The organism is Mycobacterium sp. 3519A (genome assembly GCF_900240945.1).
Classification (GTDB): Bacteria; Actinomycetota; Actinomycetes; order Mycobacteriales; family Mycobacteriaceae; genus Mycobacterium.
Map to the genome: position 1 here is coordinate 135,936 of NZ_OESG01000013.1, position 18,560 is coordinate 154,495.

An 18,560-nucleotide genomic window follows, 5' to 3' on the forward strand; every position below is an offset into this window, starting at 1 on the left:
GCTGCAGTGTAGCGGAGTCGGGTTCACAGATTCACACTCAGTGTTCTATTGTTCAGATATGGCGATGATGTCTCCTGCCGTGACCAATGCCCGGTTCGACGATCCGGCCTTCTATCTGGGCGACCCCAACGCGACGTTTCGCGAACTGCGGGCGAGTGACCCGCTACATTGGTATGACGACGGGAAATTCTGGGTCGTCACCAAGTACGACGACATCAAGGGCATTTCGGCCCGACCCGAGAAGTTCACGTCGGAGCGCATCGCGGTGATGATGGATTTGATCGCCCATCGGCAGGGCGTCGATCCACAGGGATTCGGAAACCGGGGCATCATGTTCATGGATCCTCCCGTGCACCGCGCCCACCGCAAGGCTATCGGCGTGCGCTTCACCCCTGCCGCTGTGGCGAAGATGGAGGATCGAGTCAAGCAGGTCGTCGCTGCGGCGTTCGACAATCTTCCTGACGGACAGTTCGACTGGATCGAGCACATCGCCGAACCGATTCCGGTGTACATCTTTTCCTACTTCCTGGGCGTGCCCGAGGAGGACTGGCCGAAGGTCGCGTCGTGGGCGACGACGATTGCCAAGGCAGGCAGCGGATTGGCCGACGACAACGACTTCGGGTTGATTTTCGACCAGATCGCGCCGTATCTGATGAATCTGATCGCGCAACGCGCCGTCGATCCACGGGATGACCTGCTGACCATGTTGACGCAAGTACGCATCGACGGTGAGCCGTTCAACGAGGTGCAGACGATGGTCTACGCCATGACGTTGCTCGCCGCCGGCAGTGAGACGACGCAGAGCCTGTTGGCCGGGCTCGTCCAGTGCATGGATCTGCACCCTGAACAGCGCGAGCGGCTCTTCGCCGATCACGCGTTGGCGGACAACGCCATCGAAGAGACGTTGCGATGGTGGACGCCGGTGATGAGCATGGCGCGACAAGCGGCCCACGATGTTGAGATGCGTGACAAGACAATCCGCGCGGGGGATGGGCTGCTGATGGCCTACGCTTCTGCCAATCGAGATGCCGACCATTGGGGTCCCAGTGCGGAGGAGTTCGACATCAGCCGCAGCGACGCGTCCGGTCACGTCGGATTCGGTGTGGGAGAACACTTCTGCATGGGCGCCGCGCTTGCGCGCCGTGAAGCCCGCTTCGTCCTGCACGAGGTGCTCGAGCGAGCGAAGGGGCTGCATGTCACCGGCGCGCGGGTCAAGCGAGAATCGTCGTTGGTCAATACCTTCGACCGACTCGAGGTGACGTTGGACTACCGCTGAGACGCGTGCCGCGCGGTCAGCCAGTCCGTCACGGCTCGGCGGTGCTCGGCCCGCGATCCCAGCGTCGCGACTGCGGTGGCCGCTCGGCGCAGGTGTATGTGGGCGTCGTGTTCCCACGTGTAGGCGATGCCGCCGAACACCTGGGTAGCACCCTCCGGCACAGCGCGAAGGGCATCGATCGCCCAGAATGCGGCAAGCGACACCAAAGCTGACGAATCCGGTTCGTTCTGCTCGCACGCGTCAGCCGCCCGATTGATGAGTGCCCGGGCCACCTCGATCGCGGACCGTTGGTCGACGAGTCGATGTTTGATCGCCTGGTATGAACCGATGGGTCTGCCGAACGCGACGCGCACCTTTGCGTACTCGGTGGCGGCGGCGTTGGCCGCTGATGCGATGCCGACGAGTTCGGCGATGGCTGCGATGCGGTGCCGCAACACCGCATCCGAGTGGCGCCGTACCGCGTCGTTGCCCTCTGCTATCGGCACCAGTTGCGCGTCGGCGAAAGTGACTGCCGCCGCGGGATTGTGGTCAAGTGGGCGAAGAAGCTCACGGCTCACACCCGAGGCGGCCGGATCCACCACGCCAAGCACTGGACATTCGTCTGATTCGGCCAGGACGAGTAACCGGGTGGCGCTCGCCCCGTAGGGAACGACAGGGGCAAATCCTGAAACCCGTTGTCCCACAGAGCTGACCGATCGGTCGAGGATAAGGGTGACGCCATCTTCGCAGCTGTCCAGGCACCATGCCGCCGCGGCCGTGGCGGTCAGCGGCACAGGTGCTGCGGCAGCACCGGCGGCTTCGGCCAGCACTGCGAGTTCCCGCAGCGTGCCGCCGCCGCCACCACTGGACTCGCTGACCAGGACGTCCGGCCAACCGAGTTCGCGCACCGTCCGCCACAGCTGATCGTCGAACGCTGGCTCGGATTGTTCGAGCAGGGCCCGAAGCCGTCCGATAGACCACGCGTGTCCGAGGATGCCATCCGCCGACTCTCGGAGATGCGCAAGTTCAATCGCAGCATCGGCGATATCGCCCAGAGAAGATGCGCTGTCAGTAGTCACGGGGCAATCCCAGAAGGCGCTCGCCGATGACGTTTCGTTGGATTTCCGAGGTGCCCGCGCCGAACGTGGCCGCACGCATCAACAGGTAGCTCGCGGCGACATTGCCGCCTTTGGCCGCACCTGGAGAGCCGCGCTCCAACGTGCCCGCGGGTCCGGCGAGTTCGAGCCCAAAGTTGGCCATCGACTGATCCACTTCCGACGTCAACAACTTGGCGACCGACGCTTCCGGCCCGGGACTCACTCCGCGTACGCCTGCCGCCGTGGCTTGAGCAGCGATCTGCCGCAAAGCCTCTACCTGGGCGGCGTACCTGACGATCTGATCGGCGACGTAACTGTCATCGAACCCGATCTCAGTCAGGGCATTCGGTTCCTGTGCCATTCGCACCAAGATGTCCAGTCGCCGTTCGATCCGATGTGTCCGGCTCTGACCCACTCGTTCATATCCGAGTGTTGACTTCGCGACTGTCCATCCGCCGTGCAGAGGCCCCAGCACGTTCGCCAGGGGGACACGAACCGAGTCGAAGAAGACCTCGTTGAACTCGGCAGCCCCCGTGATCTGGCGTATTGGCCGTACCGTGATGCCTGGAGTTTTCAGGTCGACGAGTATGTAGCTGATGCCCTCGCGCCGTTCGGCGTTGGGATCGGTGCGGGCAAGGATGTAGATCCAGTCGGCGTACTCGGCTTTCGACGTCCAAACTTTCTGGCCGCTGATGACCAGGTGTCCGCCGTCAACGACGGCTTTGGTCTTCAGCGCCGCGAGGTCACTGCCCGCGTCCGGTTCTGAGAAGCCTTGGCACCAGACGTCTTCAGCGGACAAGATGCGCGGGAGGTAGTGAGTGCGCTGGGCGTCCGTGCCCCATTGGATGATCGTTGGACCCAGCTGATTGATGGCACTGCGGTTGATGGGCTCTGGTGCGTGTGCTGACGCCATCTCCGTGTTGAAGATCAACTGCTGCACCGGAGTTGCGCTACGCCCGCCGAACTCGGTCGGCCATGAGATGGCGGCCAGGCCCGCGTCGGCCAGTCGGTTCTGCCAGCGCCGCATCCGGACAATGCGAGCCGACTCCCCACCATCCTTCGCACGGATGTCGGGTGTCAGTGCTGTTGCGAGGAAGGCTTGGACCTCATCGCGAAAAGTGATGTCGGCGTCGGTGAGCCTGACGCCGTAGTCGAGACCGGTCACGTTCCGCCGCGGATGATCGACGCCATCCGCTCTTTCATCTCCCCGTAGGTGATCGCGGTGGTGCCGGCCTTCGGTGCGCGGCCCGCGTCGACCTTGGGCGCCGACAGATCGAGCCCGCTGATCTTGTCGCGCAGGGCCGAGACAGTGCAGTTCTCTCGGCCGAGTCGCGCTACGCCGTCATACCCGTAGACGCGGGCGGCGTTGCGCCAGGTGATGGCCTCGACCTCGTCGAAGGTGCAGCCCTCGAGTTGCGCCGCGAGCTGCTCGGGCGCATCCGGCCAGCTGCTGTCGGAATGCGGATAGTCCATCTCCCAACAGATCGTTTTCACCCCGATTCGGTCACGCATCTCGATACCGACACGGTCGCGGATGAAGCACGACATGAAATTGCGTCGGAAGACGTCAGTCGGAGTCAGCCCGGCACCGAGGTCATCGCCAGTCCACGCCCGTTGGCGCGAGTAGATGTCCTCGAACCGCTCGAGTAGGAACGGGATCCAACCGATGCCGCCCTCGGAAAGTGCGAACTTGATGGTCGGGAACTTCGTGACGACCGGCGAGAAGAGCAGATCGGCCGTGAACCGCATGGTGTCGATCGCCAACATCGAGTTGTAGGCGAGATAGGTCGTCTGGTCAGAGGGCACCGGCACACCGCCGCCGGTCCCGATGTGGATGTTGACCACTGAATTGCACTCGCAGATCGCCGCCCACATGACATCCCACTGTGGGTCCTGCCACGGCGGCTGGCCGTAGTTGCCGATGTGCTGCGGCACGGTCACCGAATGACAACCCTGTGCCGCAACACGTTTCACTTCCGCGGCGGCCAGCACGGGATCCCACAGAGGCAGAATGCCCATCGGGATGAACCGATCGGGATGCCTGCCGCACCAATCCTCGATGTGCCAGTCGTTGTACGCGCGGACCATAGCTTCCGAGACGTCGCGGTCCCCGTGATAGGTGAACAACGCACCCGAGATAGTGGGGAAGGACGGAAAGCACGCTGATGCCAACACGCCCGCGGCGTTCATGTCTGCGACCCTGGCGTCGACGTCGTAGCAGCCCGGTCGCATATCGCTGAAGCTGGACGGCTCGAATCCCCACTCGTCGTTGGGGCGACCGGCCACCGCGTTGAGCCCGATGTTGGGCAGTTGCAGGCCCGCGTACTCCCAGAAGCAGACGCCGTCGTCCGTCTCGACGATCCGCGGAGCATCGTCGGCGAACTTGGCCGGAATCCGGCCCTTGAACATGTCAGGCGGCTCCACAGTGTGGTCGTCGACGCTGATCAGCACGAGATCACGGGGATCTATCACCGAACAATCCTAAACTAATGAACAAAGTTTGTGTATGTGTGTACAGGCTATCCCCCGCGCTTGTTCGTCGCATCCGCCAGCCAGTCGGCCATCATGGTGTACACAGCTTCGATGCTTTGGCGCGCATTCGTGTCGTCGCCTGATGGGTCGTAGTCCACTTCCCAGCCCACTCTGGACATGTCATGCGAACCGGGCACGTTGGTCACGAACACGACGGTCTCGAAGCGATTTACCGGCAACGGGTTGTTGAGGATCTCATAGGACAGTCGCATCTGATCTGGGTCAATCCACCGCAGTCGCTCGACGATAGGGGTGTCGCCGGAGCCATGAATTTTCCTGCACATGCCGGGGCCGTTCCCCTCGATCTCTACATCGCCGGCGACGGGGATCCAGTGCACGTCACCGAAGTCGGCTAGCAGCGCCCAGATCGCGCCGGCGCTTGCCGCGACATCCTTGCTCACCGTCATCGTTGGCATGCGCGGACAGTACCATCGTATGGAACACTTGATCGGATAGTGTTCCTATGTCCCATCGCTGCGACGGGATGGAAGACGGGGCTGATATGGCGAATGGCGATTCCGATTTCGTGGTCGACGAGGACTGGGTCGGATACCAGATTGTCGAGCCGCACATTGCACAGATAACGATCAATCGACCGGACCGACGCAACGCGATCCTCTCGCCCGACATGCATGCGCTGTTCAAGGATCGCCTCGATCGCGCCGAGGATGACGATGACGTCAAGGTCGTCATTCTGGTGGCTGAAGGCAAGGACTTCTGCAGCGGTGACGACGTTCGTCGTCTACCCGTCGAGCAGGCTGGTCTGACGAAGGGAAAGCGGCTACCGCAAACAGCGCGGATGGCGAATGCGCGCAGGCTGCATCGTCATCTGACGAACTGGCTGCACTTTCCCAAGACGGTGATCGCCGCGTGCCAGGGTGCCACCCTCGGTGCGGGAATGAACCTCGCGTTGGCCGCCGACATCCTCTTGGTTTCCGATGACATGTACCTTGCCCGGCCACAGGCACGCATCGGCTTCGCCGGCTTTTCCACGGCGATGCCGTTGGCACTGCTCAAGCTCGGTCCCAACCGCGGATATGAAGCCATGATCACCGGCCGGAAGGTCTCGGCGGCGGAACTCCGCGACTGGGGGGTGGCCGCTTCCGTGGTCCCCGCGGATGGCCTACGCGACGAAGCCCTGCGCTATGCGCGCGCAATCGCACACCACTCCGCCGATGGATTGATGGTCGGTAAGCATGCGCTCATTGCTTTCTGGAATGCGGTGGGCATTGCGCAGTTCGGCGATTGGGTTCCGATGGCACACACAGTGTTCAGCAACCTCTCGTGGCGCGAAGACGAGTTCAACTTCATGAAGGAGCGGTCCGCCCGTGGGGGGAGAGAAGCCTTGGCCGAGCTCGAACGCCGCTACTCCGAATGGGGATTCGACTAGATAGAACACATATACAGATTCTGTCAGAATGTTCTGTATGCTGAACGGGTCGACCGCACGGAAGTGAGTGACTATGGGTGTGCTGGACGGACGTACTGCGCTGGTGACGGGCGCCGGCAGAGGCATTGGAGCGGCGGTTGCCGAAGGGTTGGCCGCCGAGGGGGCGACAGTGCTGGTGTCGGACGCAGGCGTCGGCGTCGACGGGACCGGACATGATGCGGGGCCCGCGGAGACGGTTGCCGCAGCGATCAACGAGCGCGGCGGCAAAGCGTTTCCGGACACGACGGACATCACCGATTTCGGTGGCTGTGCGGAGCTGATCACGCGTGCGGCCGAGACGTTGGGCGGCCTGGACGTGGTCGTGAACGCAGCGGGCATCCTGCGCGACGGCATGGTGTTCAAGATGAGCGAGCAGGACTGGGACTCGGTCGTGGCGGTACACCTCAAGGGCACGTTCAATGTCACACGCCATGCCGCGGCGTGGTGGCGCGAGAACCGCGGTGGCCAGTACCGACTGATCAATTTCACGTCGATGTCCGGGCTGCAGGGCGCACCGAGCCAACCGAACTACGCGGCAGCGAAGATGGGCATAGTCGGGCTGACGTTTTCGTGCGCAAATGCGCTCAAGGGATACGGTGTGCGCTCCAACGCGATCGCCCCGATCGCGGGGACCCGGATGACGCAGGGCATCAAGGGTGGTGGGAGCATGGATTATTCGGATTCCAATACCCGGCTGTCGCCGAAGAACTGTGTCCCGCCCGTCGCCTACTTGGCCAGCGTGCAATCAGAGTGGCTCAATCGTCGAGTCATCTTCGCGGGCAACGGCCGGATCAGCCTGATGTCGAATCCCGTGGTCGAACGGGAGATCGTCTCTGCATCCGGTACGTGGGACATCTCCACCGCGTTCACGGAGATCGAAAGCTCGTTCAAAGAAGCGGTGTTGTGGCCCAACATCTTCGACAAGCCGCCCGCGGGCTGAGTCAGACGAGGGAAACGGTGATGACTGATTTGATGTCCGCCCGGGTGCCTGAGAAGTTCGCTTGCGGGGAGACATTCGTTCCCAAGAGTCGCTACATCGACCCGGAATTTCTCCGCCTCGAACTCGACCGCCTGTTCACCCAGGTTTGGCAGGCCGCGTGCCGCGAAGAGGAGATCCCTGACCCTGGTTGCTATTACGAGTACGCGATCGGCCGCCAATCGGTGCTGGTGGTGCGGCAAAAAGACGGCAGTATCAAGGCTTTCTACAACACTTGCGCGCACCGTGGGATGAAGATCGTGCGAGGCACCGGATGCGCGTCCGAGGGTGATTTGCGCTGCGAATTCCACGGTTGGCGTTACGGATTCGATGGCCGATCATCGTTTGTGCCCTGCCGCGATGAGTTCGCCCCGCGACCACGGGAGCAGTGGAACCTGTCTCCGATCAAAGTGGGAACCTGGGGCGGGTGGGTGTTCATCACGATGGCGCAGGACCCGCCTGACCTGCTCGAGTGGCTCGATCCGCTACCGACGGCGTTGGCGCCGTTTCGACTTCAAGACATGCGTTATCGGTGGCGCAAGCGGACATTCCTACCCGCGAACTACAAAACCGTCGTCGACGCGTTCATCGAGGGTTACCACACGCCGGGCACACATCCGCAAACACTGCGCGCTGTGCAGGGGCCCCGACCGTCGACCGAGCCCGCTGTACCACAGGAGTATGCGTACGCGCCGTACACGCCAACGATCACCTACAAGAATCACTCTCGGTTCGTGTACACGCAGCGGCCGGACACCGCCAACCGTGATGCCGGGCGCCAGCAGCAGGCCGCCCGTCCCGAGGTCTTCGCGAACTCCATGCAATACAACTACCTCGGGGTGGGCTCCCTGGTCACCGAGCGCGACTATCGCGCCGCTCAGCAACTGGCGAAGATGGAGCCAAGCGAGGTCCCGCCGTTCGTGCTGTATCACCAGATGTGCGAGGAGCTTGCACGCGCGGAAGGCGTCGACTTCCCCACGATGTCAATGGAGGAATACTTCGCAGGCAATGGTGACTGGCACATCTTCCCGAGCCTGGTGATTCTCGTCGAGAAGTCATGTCTGCTGGGATATCGCATGCTGCCTGACGCCGAGGACCCCAACCGGTGCACGTTCGAAATGTTTTCGTTAGAGCACTTCGCGCCGGGTGAGGTGCCCGAGACGGCTTGGCAGGAATTCGCGCGTTGGCAGGACCACGACGGGTGGGGCGAGCTGCCGACCCAGGATTTGCGGAATATCGGAGCCATCCACGCGGGCATGCATTCCAACGGATTTGACGGACTCTGGCTCAACACTGCGCAGGAGATGTCGATTCGCAATGAACATGCGATCGCCGATCGGTTCATCTTCGGCTCCGCCCGTGATTGAGGCGGACTCAGGCTGGCGGCCTGTGCCCGAACTGTCGGAACTGAACCGGCCGTTCTGGACGTCTGGTGCCGAGGGCGTCCTACGCCTGCAACGGTGCCCGAGTTGTCTGCGGATGATCCATCCGCCGGCGCTACGGTGTCAGCACGATCAGGGAAAGCCGGAGTGGGTGGTGCTCAGCGGTGAAGCAACGGTTGAGTCGTGGACGGTGAATCATCATCCATTCTTCCCGGGCTTCTCGTCGCCTTACATCATCGCGTTCGTCAATCCTGTTGAGGATGACCGAGTTCGGATCCTGACAAATCTCATCGACATCGACCCGGCCGACGTCGCGGCGGGCATGAGCGTGCGCGTGACGTTCGAGCACGGTGGCGATGAGGACGACCCGGTCTACTTCCCACTGTTCCGTCCGGAGATTTGATGTCGACACGCCTCACTGACTGCGTTGTCATCAGCGGGATTGGTCAGTCGGATATCGGACGCCGACTCCACCGAGATCCGTTGCAGCTCACCGCTGATGCATGCGTTGCGGCGGTCGAGGATGCCGGCCTTTCGCTTGCCGACATCGACGGACTGACGACGTATCCGGGCTCGTCGATGCCGGGCAAAGGATTCTCCGGAGCAGGCTTGCGCGAAATCCACGATGCTCTCGGAATCAATCTGAACTGGGCAGCCGGTGGCGTCGAATATCCAGGGCAGCTCGGGGCCGTGGTCGACGCGATGTTGGCCGTCGCGGGTGGCTTGGCCAATCATGTGTTGTGTTGGCGCAGCATCTGGGAAGGCACCGCGCAGGGTGCGGGACGCCGCAAGGGGTACAGCGTGCCGACCGGGACGAGGCCCACCGGTCAGCTCGGCTGGCAGCTTCCCTACGGGGCCGCGGCGGCGAATCTGGCCGGTCTCCAGATCCGGGCGCGGATGGAGAGATTCGGGTTGACACGTGAGCAACTCGGGCAGATCGCCATCGTGCAGCGAGCTCATGCCAACCTCAATCCGAAGGCGATCTACACAGAGCCGCTTCTGCTTGACGAATACCTGGACTCTCGGATGGTGTCGGACCCGCTGTGCATGTACGACTGCGACATCGCATGCGACGGGGCGACCGCATTTGTGATCTCCGGATCCGAACATGCACCGAACCTTGATCATCCCGCCGTAGTCGTCGAGGCGCTCGACTGCGCCCACCACGACCGATTCCTCTGGGAAGGAGGAGAGGACATCACCCGCATCAGCTCGCGGTGGTCGACGGTCTGGGAGCGAACGGATTTCACGGTAGACGATGTCGACTACGCCTCGCTCTACGACGGCTTCAGTGTGTTCGTACTGTGTTGGCTCGAAGATTTCGGGTTCTGCGCGCTCGGCGAGTCAGGCGACTTCGTGGCCGATCCGACCCGGATCTCGTTGGGTGGCGTGCTCCCGATCAATACCGCGGGCGGTCAGCTGTCTGGTGGTCGCCTGCACGGCTTCGGACATCTGCACGAGGCCTGCATGCAGATCCGTGGCGAGGCAGGCGCACGCCAGGTCGACGGTGCCGCGTTGGCCGCCGTCGGCGTCGGTGCGGCCAACAGCGGTACGACGGCGATGCTGTTGCGGCGCCCGTGAAGGGGATTCACTCCGGCCACAGCGGGGCCGGGGTCTGGCCCAGCGGATAGTAGCCCAGTGGCGCGTCGGAGGAACTGCGGTTGATGCGAGCTTGCATCTGCGGTGTGAGCATTCCGGTGGATATCAGTTCGGCGAATACGTTCGTTACGTGCACGCGGTCGAAAACGTCACGCTGCCATGCGAATTTACCGTTGCCCGCGTAGCCAAACCAGCTGGCACCCAGGCCATGCACCTCGCGACTCGACCCGTCGGGAAGTGTCACGATCTGTTTCCAGAACCCGACCAACTCCCCGGCGGCTTCGTCGATGAGTACGCGCTCATACGGATAGTGCCAGCCGAGCAGTCCATCCATCTCTCGGCCCAAGGCGATTTCGCGTATCTCGTCGACGCCGACACACATGACGTCGCCTTGTGTGCCGACGTTCCAACCGTAGGTCGCGTCGTCTGTGTAGAACCGTGCCAATTGACGCCAGTCACCGATTCGTTCCGCTTCCCGGTTGGCCGCCAACCACCGACGAGCCATGTCGTCGAGTTCGGTGCGGTCGAAGGAAGTCATACCCCTCACATCGGCCGTGAGTCGAGCATCAAGTCGACCCAGTTCTCAGCAGGGTGGTTCTCGCCTGGCCGGAAGATTGCGGTGCCCCCCGCCGGATCGTTGAACACGCCGGTGCTCTCGTCGTAGGGCACTACGCGCTGTCCGGACGCTTGAGGCGGAGCGTCTGATGCCGGCGCCTCGGCAGGCAGCGGAGCGGCAGGCGCGGCAGGAGGTGGCGGTGGTGGTGGCACACCGTACGGCGGAACTTGTTGGTCGGGGGGCGCGTAATACGGCCATGGCGGAGGCGGCGGTCCGGGCTCGTTCGGCGGAAACGGCAACGGAAACGGCGCATGCGGAGCCGGCCCAGGCCCAGGCGGCACGCCGGGTGGCAACTGCACGACCGGGGGACCCGGGTCAGGGTCTACCTGCGGCGGGATATAAGGATACTTGTTGGGCGGCAATATGTTCCGTGGGTCCGTGATCGGCGTGCCAACCGGTACCGGTGGACCGCGCCAGGGATTGTTGCCTACTGGCACGTACCCGTTCGGATCCCGGCAGAGTGCCACCGTTGGCGCTCGTTTGCCGGGAAACTCCTGACACGGGTAGTTGCGGGCGCCGCGCACTGCCGACGGATCATTGTGAGGCACTTTGCAATAGAGATCGTTAGGCAGCAGACGCAGTGTCTGGTCGGCCGGCGAACGGATCTCAGTCGGCGGCAGGAATCCGGTTTCGCATGGAGGCGGGTCTTGCAGACTGACCTTGAAGTCGAGCTTGCCGCCTTCGTCGGCAGGCAACTGGCCGGCCACCGTGAGGAATGCGGCGTACTGGGCAGGCAGGATCACCAGCACCTGCTCGATGGCCTTCCGGTAGATCACGCCGATGCGGCCGAAGTTCGCGAGGGTCGCCGCCAGTACTGGAAACGACGGACGAATTCCGGTCATCAGCGCGTTGGCCACGTCGGCGGTCGGCGGAGTTTCGCGCAACGTGGTGCGAATCTGCTGGTCCGCGGTGCGCAACTCGTCGGTGAACCGGGCCAGTCCACCGGCGGTCGATTTGATGTCGTCACCGCTACGGATCTGACTGTCCAACAGAGCCTGCGCCTGATCGATCAACTGCGACGTGGGAAGGTAGTTGGAGTTGGCCTCGTCCACGAGCACACGAGACGCACCGATCAGACGAGACAATTCCGGGCCAGACCCGTTGAAGGCCTTGAATGTCTCGCGCAAGAGATCGTGGATCCGAGTGTTGCCGACAGCGTCGACCAGGGCGTCGGCTTGCTGCAGGAGTGCCGTGATGTCCTCGCCCACCGCGGTGTTGTCCTGGCTGATCCGCGAGCCGTCCCGCAACAGCGCCGGACCGTGGTCGGGCCGGGGAACAAGGTCGACATACTGTTCCCCAACCGCTGAAACGCTCTTGACCGTGGCGCTGACGTCGGACGGAATCCTGGTGGCGGTGTTGAGTCGCATGTGCGCCTGCACTCCGGTGTCGGTGAGTTCGACCGACTCGACCCGCCCCACCGTTACACCGCGGTAGGTGACGTTAGCGTTCTGGTACAGCCCGCCACCAGTTTCGAAGTCAGCTGTGACGTTGTATGACCCGATGCCGACCGCAGCGGGAAGATGCAGGAACATCGTCGCGATCACGCCGATGCAGACGACCGTCACGAGCGCAAAGATGGACAACTGGACGCGTATCAGTCGACTGGTCATGGACCGGTTCCCGTCGTGGAGACGGTGCCGGGCGGAATTTTGAAGGGGTCCGCAGCCTGACCCGATAGATTCGCCATGTCGCCGACGATGAATTCCGGCGGGTTCACGACTTCGGACAGGTGTTTCATTTGATCGTCGAGCGCCGACGTCGTGAAGAGTGACTCACCGAGTCGGCGTAGCGTGAGGTCGAAGGTGACGAAGACGTTGAGATAGTCGCCGCGTGCTGCGCGCTTGATGTATTTGCCGACAAAGGGATACGTGACGAGCTGCTGCAGAGCGGTGACGAAATTCTCGCGGTAATCCGTGAGCGATTTGACGACGGGATAAAGGTCCTTCAAGTCGGCGCCGAAGTCGACCTTGATACCGGCGGCGACCTTTGAGGTGATATTTGCGAGCTTCTGCAAGGCGGCGAACGCATCGATGATGCGTTGGCGGCTGTTGTTGAGCACAGTCAGTACCTCGGGCAGTGTGTCGAGTGCTCGCCCGATCTTGTCGGTGTTGCGTGCCAGGATTTCTGCGAATCGATTCACCCCATCCGCGGCGGCGATGATGTCGCCCGTCTGGGCGGCGATGGATCTGGTGAACTCTGCCAGACGCGGCACGAGATCGGTGAACTGACCGGCCCGTCCGGCGACCGCAGCGTAGGCCTCGTCGGTAATATCCTGTAATGCACCAAGATTGCCCTTGTTGACCACCACGCCCAGGGACGACAGCACCTCCTCGGTGGTGGGGTACCGGCCTGTGTGGGCGAGCGGAATCACGGAATCCTGGGTGAGGGCGCCGACGGGCGGCTCGGCAGTCGGGGCAGCCAACTCGACGTGTTGCGAACCGAGCAGCGATGTCTGGCCCACTTTTGCGGTCGCATTCGCAGGCAGGTGGACGTTTCCATTGAGCGACAGCGTGACGGCCGCGTAGACCGTTCCGTCGGCTCGTTGCACTGCTTGCAGTCCCGAAACACTGCCGACTGCAACGTCATTAACCAAAACTGGTGAGTTCTGCGGCAGCGCTGCGACGTCAGGCAATTCGACTGTGAGGGAGAACGACCCTCTCCCGTGACCCTGGGTTCCCGGCATGTTGAGCGAATTCAGCCCGCCGAATTGACACGCGGATACCAGCATCAGGCACGAGGCGCCTGCAGCGGTTTGATACGCGGAGCGGGAAAGACGCTGCGAAGAGAAGAGAGTCTTCACCGGCCCGGCCCGTTCGATTGCCCGGCGCCCGGATCTGCCGGCGGTGGCGGTGTGGGTGTATCGGAGGGCGCTGGAGGGATGAGCAACGTTGCAGGGTCCACGGTTTGGCCGGGCGTTGGGATCGAGTCCGGCAGCGGCATCCATTGGAGGTAAGGCACTGGTGTTTGAGCTTTGGCTTCGGTGTCCGGGGCGTCGTATGCGATTTGGCCTTTGTAAGCAGTGATGCTGTCGATCGGGTGGAACAGGAACGGCGGATAATGCATGGCGAGTCGCTTGAGCACCGGGGCCATGCGCTGTCGGCAGATCTCGGCGCGCTTGTAGTAGTCCGGTGAGGCGCCCGCCTCGAGCGTGCCGCAGATGAACTGCATCGGGTTGGTCATGTTCGGCAACGTGAGCAGGCCGGCGAAGGTGGCTTGGGCAGGGCTGTACATGTTGTAGAAGTTGGCCAGACCATTTGGTCCCACATGGAGGATCTGTTCGATGTCTTCACTGTGCGAATTCAGCATCGAGGTGAACTGGGCAAGCTTGTTGATCTGATCGATCAAGGGAGCGTTGTTGTCTCCGAGGAACTTTCGGAGGTCCCGCAACGCCTGGTTGAGGGTGGCGAGCGTGTCATCCAAACCTCGAGAACTGCTTGCCAGCGCTTGGGAAACCGACGCGACGTGATCGGTGAACTGCACGATCTGGTCGTTGCTCTTGGACAGCGCGTTCACCAGGACCTGAAGATTTTTGATGGTGCCGAACAGGTCCGATCGTGAATCAGCGAGCCTGCCTGTCGTTTGTGAAAGCTCGCGAAGCGCCGACCGGAACGAGTCGCCGCTGCCGGTGAAGCTTTCTGCCGCTTGGTTGATGAATGCAGCGACGGGACCCTGCGGATCGCCGGCCTTCGGGCCCAGCTGGCGACCCAGGTCCGTCAGCTGCTTCTTGACGTCGTCCCATTCGACGGGAACGCCGGTGCGATCGGTTCCGAGGCTCGCGCCGTCGGGCAGGATAGGGCCGCCGGTGTACTGGGGTGTCAGCTGCACGAACCGGGCTGAGACGAGGTTGGGCGCGATGAGTATCGCGCGGGCGTTAGTAGGAATCGGGATCCGGTCATCAAGGCGCATGGTGACTTTGACGTTGTCGGGTAGCGGTTCGATCGACTGGATGGTGCCGACGGGGACGCCGACGACGCGGACGTCATCACCGGGATACAAACCCACGGCGGAGGTGAAATAGGCAACGACCGAGCGCCGATGCGAACTCGATGGCCATATGACGAATACACCGGCGACCAGAAGCGGGACGAGCACCGCGGCAGCGAAGATCCGCAGCCACGCTCGCTTCGACAGGCGCTCCGATGTGGTCATGGCGCCCTCGGCCTCAGAATCGTTCGCTCACTGAGAAATCCGCGTAGGTTGTCGGCGAGGCTGTCGGGTAGCTTGCCGGGCTGAAAGTACAGGTCCTCCAGCATCGCGAGGGCAGGCGGGGGGATGAGGCCGTTTACGTTGACCTGAAACCCTGGACCGGAGGCGACCACCTCGCCCAGCGCGGTCGCGTAAGGCGGCAACGCTGTGATCGCCTCGCTGATGTGTTCATTGCGGCTATTGAGGTTGTCAACGACGAGATTCAGCTTTTCGAGCGCTGGACCAAAATCCTGCTGGTTGTCTGCGACCAGGCCCGACAGTTGATGCGATACACCCTTGATGCCGGAGATGAGGCGATTAAGAGCAGACCGCCGTTCGTCCAACGCGGTAAATAGATCGTTGCCGTCGTTGACGAGTCGGTTGACTTGTTCAGCGCGTGTGTTGAGTGTCGCGCTGACTCTTCGGGCGTTGTCCAGCAGCTGTCCCAGCGCCTCGTCGCGTGCATTGATGGTGCGTGACAGTGCTGCTACCCCGTCCAGCGCCCCGCGAAGCTGAGGTGTTGCGTCGCGCAACGAGTCGGTGAGCATCTGAAGAGCTTCGTCGAGTTTGGTCTTGTCCAGGTCGGCTGAGCTTTGCCCGAGATCCTGCAGTGCCGAATTCAGTGTGTACGGGGTTGTCGTGCGATCGAGCGGTATCAACGTCGCCGTACCGCCTCCGACGGGCGACACCTCCAGTGACTTTTGACCAAGTACGGTGTCGGTCTTGATCGCCACCAAGCTCTGATCGCCGACCCTGATGTGACGGTCGACGGTGAATGCGACCTTAGCCCCGACGGGAGCTAGCGTGACTGTCTTCACGGTGCCGACCTTTATGCCCGAAACCGCGACATCACTGCCGGGAGATATCCCGCCCGCATCGGCGAACACCGCTTCGTAGCCTTTCCCTTGTGGCCAGAACGGTAAGTTGGTGTAGCCAGCCGCTACCAACATCAGACAAATGGTTAAGACGATGCCGAAAACCCCTGTCCGCAGGGGACTGTTGTCTGTGCGTCCGTGGTTAGCCATTCTCGGAGCACCGTCCTTTCGACGGGTCCGGTGGGCCTGCAACAGGAATGAGTATGTCGCTTCCGGCAGGCCCGTTGATCTTGAACCGGACCGAGCAGAAGTAGATGTTGAAGAAGGAGCCGTATGCGCCGAGCTGAGCCAGTCGGCGGTAGTTTTCGGCGGCCGGATCGATCTGTGCGTTGATCTCGTCTTTGCGCTTGTCCAACGTCGTGGCCAGCGGGCGCAGATTCTCGACGACGCCCTGCAACGGACGACGTCCGTTCTGAAGTAGTTCCGTGAGATCGGTCGTCGTGGAGGCCAGTGGTGGAATTGCACCTGCAATAGCGTCGCGGTTTTGCGCGAGGCCGCTGATCAGCTGTTGGAGTTGATCGACGGCTGTGTCGAACTGTGTGCCCTTGTTGTTGACGGTGCCCAACAGCGTGTTGAGATTGCTGATGACGTCGCCGATGAGCTGGTCTTGGCCAGCGAGCGTAGTCGTGAATTGGCTTGTGCTGTTTAGCAAATCGGAAAGCGCGCCGCCTTGGCCCTGCAGCAATTCGATGATCGCGTCGCTCACCTGGTTGATCTTGTTGCCGTCGAGCCCTTTGAGGCCTGGTCGCAGGCCACCGAGCAGCGCATCGAGGTCGAGTGCTGGCTGGGTTTGCGATTTGTCGAGTGTCCCGCCGGGCGGAATGAGGTTCAGATCGCCTGGGCCGCTGGCGATCTCCAGATATCTATCACCGATGAGATTCTGGTAGCGTACGATAGCCCGTGACGAGCTGTACAGGCGGTAGCGCTTGTTCATCTCGAACGTCACGTCCACGCTGTTGTCCGGCATCAGTTTGACGTCTTGAACCGACCCGATCTGGATGCCGGCCATCCGGACGTCTTGACCCGCTTTGAGTCGTGAGGCCGTGGCGAAGGTGGCGTGGTAGGCGTTGTTTGCGGCGAAGCGAAACTGTCCGAATGTGACGACCAGGAACGCGGCGACGAGCAGCATCGCGACGGTGAAGATCGCGACCTTCAACGGGATTCTGTTGTCGGGGTTCAAAAGTCGTCCCTTTCGGCGAATGCGCCGTGAAAGAGGAACTGCAAGGTTGACGGTGCATTGAACTGCAATTCCGTGTTCGGCTGAAACGGCACGTATGCGTTGTCGGTGACGACAAAGGGCGCGTGATACCAGGAGCCACCGTATTGGCGATTCGGGATGTTGGGTAGCCCTCGGCAGTTTGGGCCGCCATGTGCATTGACGATTGGAAGGCTCTCGGGATACGTGTATGCGGGCACACCGGGAAGAAAGCTCGAAGATGTGTACAGACCGGGCTTGATGCCGCCGATGATCGGCGCGAATTTCGCGATGGCCTGCGGGATCGCACGGAGCAGGCAAGGAATTTCCGGCGAGTACTCGCCAAGAACCTGCAACGGAGCCCGCAAGCGCTGCACGCCTGCGACCAGGTCGTCGGCGCCTGGGGCCAGTGTGTCGAATCCGTTGTTGGCCAGACCAGTCGCGGACAACAAGGCAGCGTTGAGGTTGTCCTGCTCCTCAACGACGGTGGCGCTGATTGACGGCACGTTGTCCAGGATCGTGACGAGATCGGGCGCGGCGTCGGCGTAGATGTTGGCCACCTGCGCTGTCTTCTGCAAATCGGCCTGCACCATCGGCATTTTCGGATTGATCTGCGCGAGATAGTTATTCAGACTCGAGAGTCCGGCGCCGAGATTATCGCCGTTACCTCGCAGTCCCTCCGCTATCGCGCTGAGGGTTCCATTGAGCTCAATGGGGTCGATCTTGTGCAAGAGGTCGGTCAGTGTCTCAAACAACGTGTTGGCTTCCAGCTGAACGTTCGATACTTCGACGACCGTTCCTGGGCTCAAGGCGTGTCCGCTGGCTCGATCGGGAATGAGGAATTCGACGGCCTTGGCGCCGAAAACGGTCGTGCTCGCGATCCGCACTTTGGCGTTGGAGGGAATGTGACCGAGTTGTCGGCTGTCGATGGCCAGCGTTAGACGAGCGTCGTCGCCGCTGTAATCGATTGAGGTCACCCGCCCGATTCGGATGCCTCGGTATTTGACCTTGGCGTCCTTGTCCATCACGAGGCCTGCCCGCGGGGACATCACGGTGACAATGTCGAATGAGCTGAACACGGCGTTATAGGACAGGTATGTGAACACCACGACGATCGCGATGAGGCCTACCAAACCGGCGGCGGCGATCCTCACGCGAGATCTCTTCGGTTGGCGGTCCGTTGTCGTGCCTCTCGATTTGCGCCGTTGGGCTGCGCCGCCTGCCGAGTAGCAAACAGCCTGATGGAACAATAGGGCAATATTTGTTCTGTCGTCAACAAGGGAATTGCGCCAACGTGAGGGGCGCTCATCGCGACCGACTGGCACAGTGCGGCACTGCGTGATGGCCTAGGTGCACCGAATTACGCTCTGCGGTTTCACAATTCACTGCTGCGGCCACATAGCGTCGATGGCCAGAGGT

At 62.1% G+C, this 18,560-nt stretch carries 17 protein-coding genes; 6 read left to right on the forward strand and 11 right to left on the reverse strand.

Going from position 1 to position 18,560, the window contains the following annotated elements; all coding sequences use genetic code 11:
• The first annotated feature begins 58 nt into the window (after positions 1-58).
• Positions 59-1,276, forward strand: a complete 1,218-nt coding sequence (locus tag C1A30_RS08545; protein ID WP_200828220.1) for a cytochrome P450 — start codon at positions 59-61, stop codon at positions 1,274-1,276.
• On the opposite strand, the gene C1A30_RS08550 is transcribed toward C1A30_RS08545, so the two are convergent.
• Genes C1A30_RS08550 through C1A30_RS08565 form a run of 4 tightly spaced genes read right to left on the reverse strand, consistent with a single transcriptional unit; the run spans position 1,267 to position 5,300 of the window.
• Positions 1,267-2,334 carry an acyl-CoA dehydrogenase family protein gene (locus C1A30_RS08550; protein ID WP_101947853.1) on the reverse strand — a complete coding sequence of 356 codons (1,068 nt, stop codon included), beginning with the start codon at positions 2,332-2,334 and terminating at the stop codon, positions 1,267-1,269. The two genes, C1A30_RS08545 and C1A30_RS08550, sit on opposite strands and share 10 nt — an antisense overlap.
• Entirely contained in the window at positions 2,324-3,517 is a 1,194-nt protein-coding gene (locus C1A30_RS08555) for an acyl-CoA dehydrogenase family protein (RefSeq protein WP_101947854.1), read from the reverse strand. The genes C1A30_RS08550 and C1A30_RS08555 overlap by 11 nt, the downstream gene beginning before the upstream one ends.
• The gene (locus tag C1A30_RS08560; protein ID WP_101947855.1) at positions 3,514-4,824 is read right to left on the reverse strand and encodes an amidohydrolase family protein; all 1,311 of its coding nucleotides are present in this window, start codon (positions 4,822-4,824) and stop codon (positions 3,514-3,516) included. Before C1A30_RS08560 ends, C1A30_RS08555 begins: the two co-directional genes overlap by 4 nt.
• Positions 4,825-4,871: 47 nt before the next feature.
• On the reverse strand, positions 4,872-5,300 hold the full coding sequence (locus tag C1A30_RS08565) for an SRPBCC family protein (RefSeq protein WP_101947856.1): 429 nt from the start codon (positions 5,298-5,300) through the stop codon (positions 4,872-4,874).
• Positions 5,301-5,347: 47 nt separating this feature from the next.
• Between C1A30_RS08565 and C1A30_RS08570 the strand changes: the two genes are divergently transcribed.
• The 5 genes from C1A30_RS08570 to C1A30_RS08590 all read left to right on the forward strand — a co-directional run bounded on the left by C1A30_RS08570 (position 5,348) and on the right by C1A30_RS08590 (position 10,252).
• Complete coding sequence (locus C1A30_RS08570; RefSeq protein WP_235009760.1) at positions 5,348-6,274, forward strand: enoyl-CoA hydratase/isomerase family protein; 927 nt, start codon at positions 5,348-5,350, stop codon at positions 6,272-6,274.
• Positions 6,275-6,347: 73 nt separating this feature from the next.
• Positions 6,348-7,253, forward strand: a complete 906-nt coding sequence (locus C1A30_RS08575) for an SDR family NAD(P)-dependent oxidoreductase (RefSeq protein WP_101947858.1) — start codon at positions 6,348-6,350, stop codon at positions 7,251-7,253.
• A gap of 20 nt (positions 7,254-7,273) precedes the next feature.
• A complete protein-coding gene (locus tag C1A30_RS08580) occupies positions 7,274-8,656 on the forward strand; it encodes an SRPBCC family protein (protein ID WP_101947859.1) in 1,383 nt (460 codons plus the stop codon).
• Positions 8,613-9,074 carry a Zn-ribbon domain-containing OB-fold protein gene (locus C1A30_RS08585; RefSeq protein WP_101947860.1) on the forward strand — a complete coding sequence of 154 codons (462 nt, stop codon included), beginning with the start codon at positions 8,613-8,615 and terminating at the stop codon, positions 9,072-9,074. Before C1A30_RS08580 ends, C1A30_RS08585 begins: the two co-directional genes overlap by 44 nt.
• Positions 9,075-9,154: 80 nt before the next feature.
• On the forward strand, positions 9,155-10,252 hold the full coding sequence (locus C1A30_RS08590) for a thiolase family protein (RefSeq protein WP_235009761.1): 1,098 nt from the start codon (positions 9,155-9,157) through the stop codon (positions 10,250-10,252).
• Between the two features lie 7 nt (positions 10,253-10,259).
• Here C1A30_RS08590 and C1A30_RS08595 read toward each other — a convergent pair whose 3' ends face one another.
• The 7 genes from C1A30_RS08595 to C1A30_RS08625 all read right to left on the reverse strand — a co-directional run bounded on the left by C1A30_RS08595 (position 10,260) and on the right by C1A30_RS08625 (position 18,295).
• Positions 10,260-10,808, reverse strand: a complete 549-nt coding sequence (locus C1A30_RS08595; protein ID WP_101947862.1) for a hypothetical protein — start codon at positions 10,806-10,808, stop codon at positions 10,260-10,262.
• A gap of 5 nt (positions 10,809-10,813) precedes the next feature.
• Positions 10,814-12,496: an MCE family protein gene (locus C1A30_RS08600; RefSeq protein WP_101947863.1), complete on the reverse strand. Its 1,683-nt coding sequence runs from the start codon at positions 12,494-12,496 to the stop codon at positions 10,814-10,816.
• Positions 12,493-13,614 carry an MCE family protein gene (locus C1A30_RS08605; RefSeq protein ID WP_101947864.1) on the reverse strand — a complete coding sequence of 374 codons (1,122 nt, stop codon included), beginning with the start codon at positions 13,612-13,614 and terminating at the stop codon, positions 12,493-12,495. The genes C1A30_RS08600 and C1A30_RS08605 overlap by 4 nt, the downstream gene beginning before the upstream one ends.
• A gap of 68 nt (positions 13,615-13,682) precedes the next feature.
• Positions 13,683-15,035: an MCE family protein gene (locus C1A30_RS08610; RefSeq protein ID WP_101947865.1), complete on the reverse strand. Its 1,353-nt coding sequence runs from the start codon at positions 15,033-15,035 to the stop codon at positions 13,683-13,685.
• Positions 15,032-16,096, reverse strand: a complete 1,065-nt coding sequence (locus tag C1A30_RS08615; RefSeq protein WP_101947866.1) for an MCE family protein — start codon at positions 16,094-16,096, stop codon at positions 15,032-15,034. The genes C1A30_RS08610 and C1A30_RS08615 overlap by 4 nt, the downstream gene beginning before the upstream one ends.
• Positions 16,089-17,147 carry an MCE family protein gene (locus C1A30_RS08620; RefSeq protein WP_369974148.1) on the reverse strand — a complete coding sequence of 353 codons (1,059 nt, stop codon included), beginning with the start codon at positions 17,145-17,147 and terminating at the stop codon, positions 16,089-16,091. Before C1A30_RS08620 ends, C1A30_RS08615 begins: the two co-directional genes overlap by 8 nt.
• Positions 17,123-18,295 (reverse strand): MCE family protein, encoded by a 1,173-nt coding sequence (locus tag C1A30_RS08625; RefSeq protein ID WP_235009763.1) that lies wholly within the window; start codon positions 18,293-18,295, stop codon positions 17,123-17,125. Before C1A30_RS08625 ends, C1A30_RS08620 begins: the two co-directional genes overlap by 25 nt.
• Positions 18,296-18,560: the final 265 nt, after the last annotated feature.

Coding starts and splice junctions, on each gene's coding strand:
- C1A30_RS08545 (WP_200828220.1), top strand. CDS start 59: ATGGCGATGATGTCTCCTGCCGTGACCAATGCCCGGTTCGACGATCCG.
- C1A30_RS08565 (WP_101947856.1), bottom strand. CDS start 5,300: ATGCCAACGATGACGGTGAGCAAGGATGTCGCGGCAAGCGCCGGCGCG.
- C1A30_RS08570 (WP_235009760.1), top strand. CDS start 5,348: ATGTCCCATCGCTGCGACGGGATGGAAGACGGGGCTGATATGGCGAAT.
- C1A30_RS08575 (WP_101947858.1), top strand. CDS start 6,348: ATGGGTGTGCTGGACGGACGTACTGCGCTGGTGACGGGCGCCGGCAGA.
- C1A30_RS08580 (WP_101947859.1), top strand. CDS start 7,274: ATGACTGATTTGATGTCCGCCCGGGTGCCTGAGAAGTTCGCTTGCGGG.
- C1A30_RS08585 (WP_101947860.1), top strand. CDS start 8,613: ATGCGATCGCCGATCGGTTCATCTTCGGCTCCGCCCGTGATTGAGGCG.
- C1A30_RS08595 (WP_101947862.1), bottom strand. CDS start 10,808: ATGACTTCCTTCGACCGCACCGAACTCGACGACATGGCTCGTCGGTGG.
- C1A30_RS08600 (WP_101947863.1), bottom strand. CDS start 12,496: ATGACCAGTCGACTGATACGCGTCCAGTTGTCCATCTTTGCGCTCGTG.
- C1A30_RS08605 (WP_101947864.1), bottom strand. CDS start 13,614: ATGCTGGTATCCGCGTGTCAATTCGGCGGGCTGAATTCGCTCAACATG.
- C1A30_RS08610 (WP_101947865.1), bottom strand. CDS start 15,035: ATGACCACATCGGAGCGCCTGTCGAAGCGAGCGTGGCTGCGGATCTTC.
- C1A30_RS08615 (WP_101947866.1), bottom strand. CDS start 16,096: ATGGCTAACCACGGACGCACAGACAACAGTCCCCTGCGGACAGGGGTT.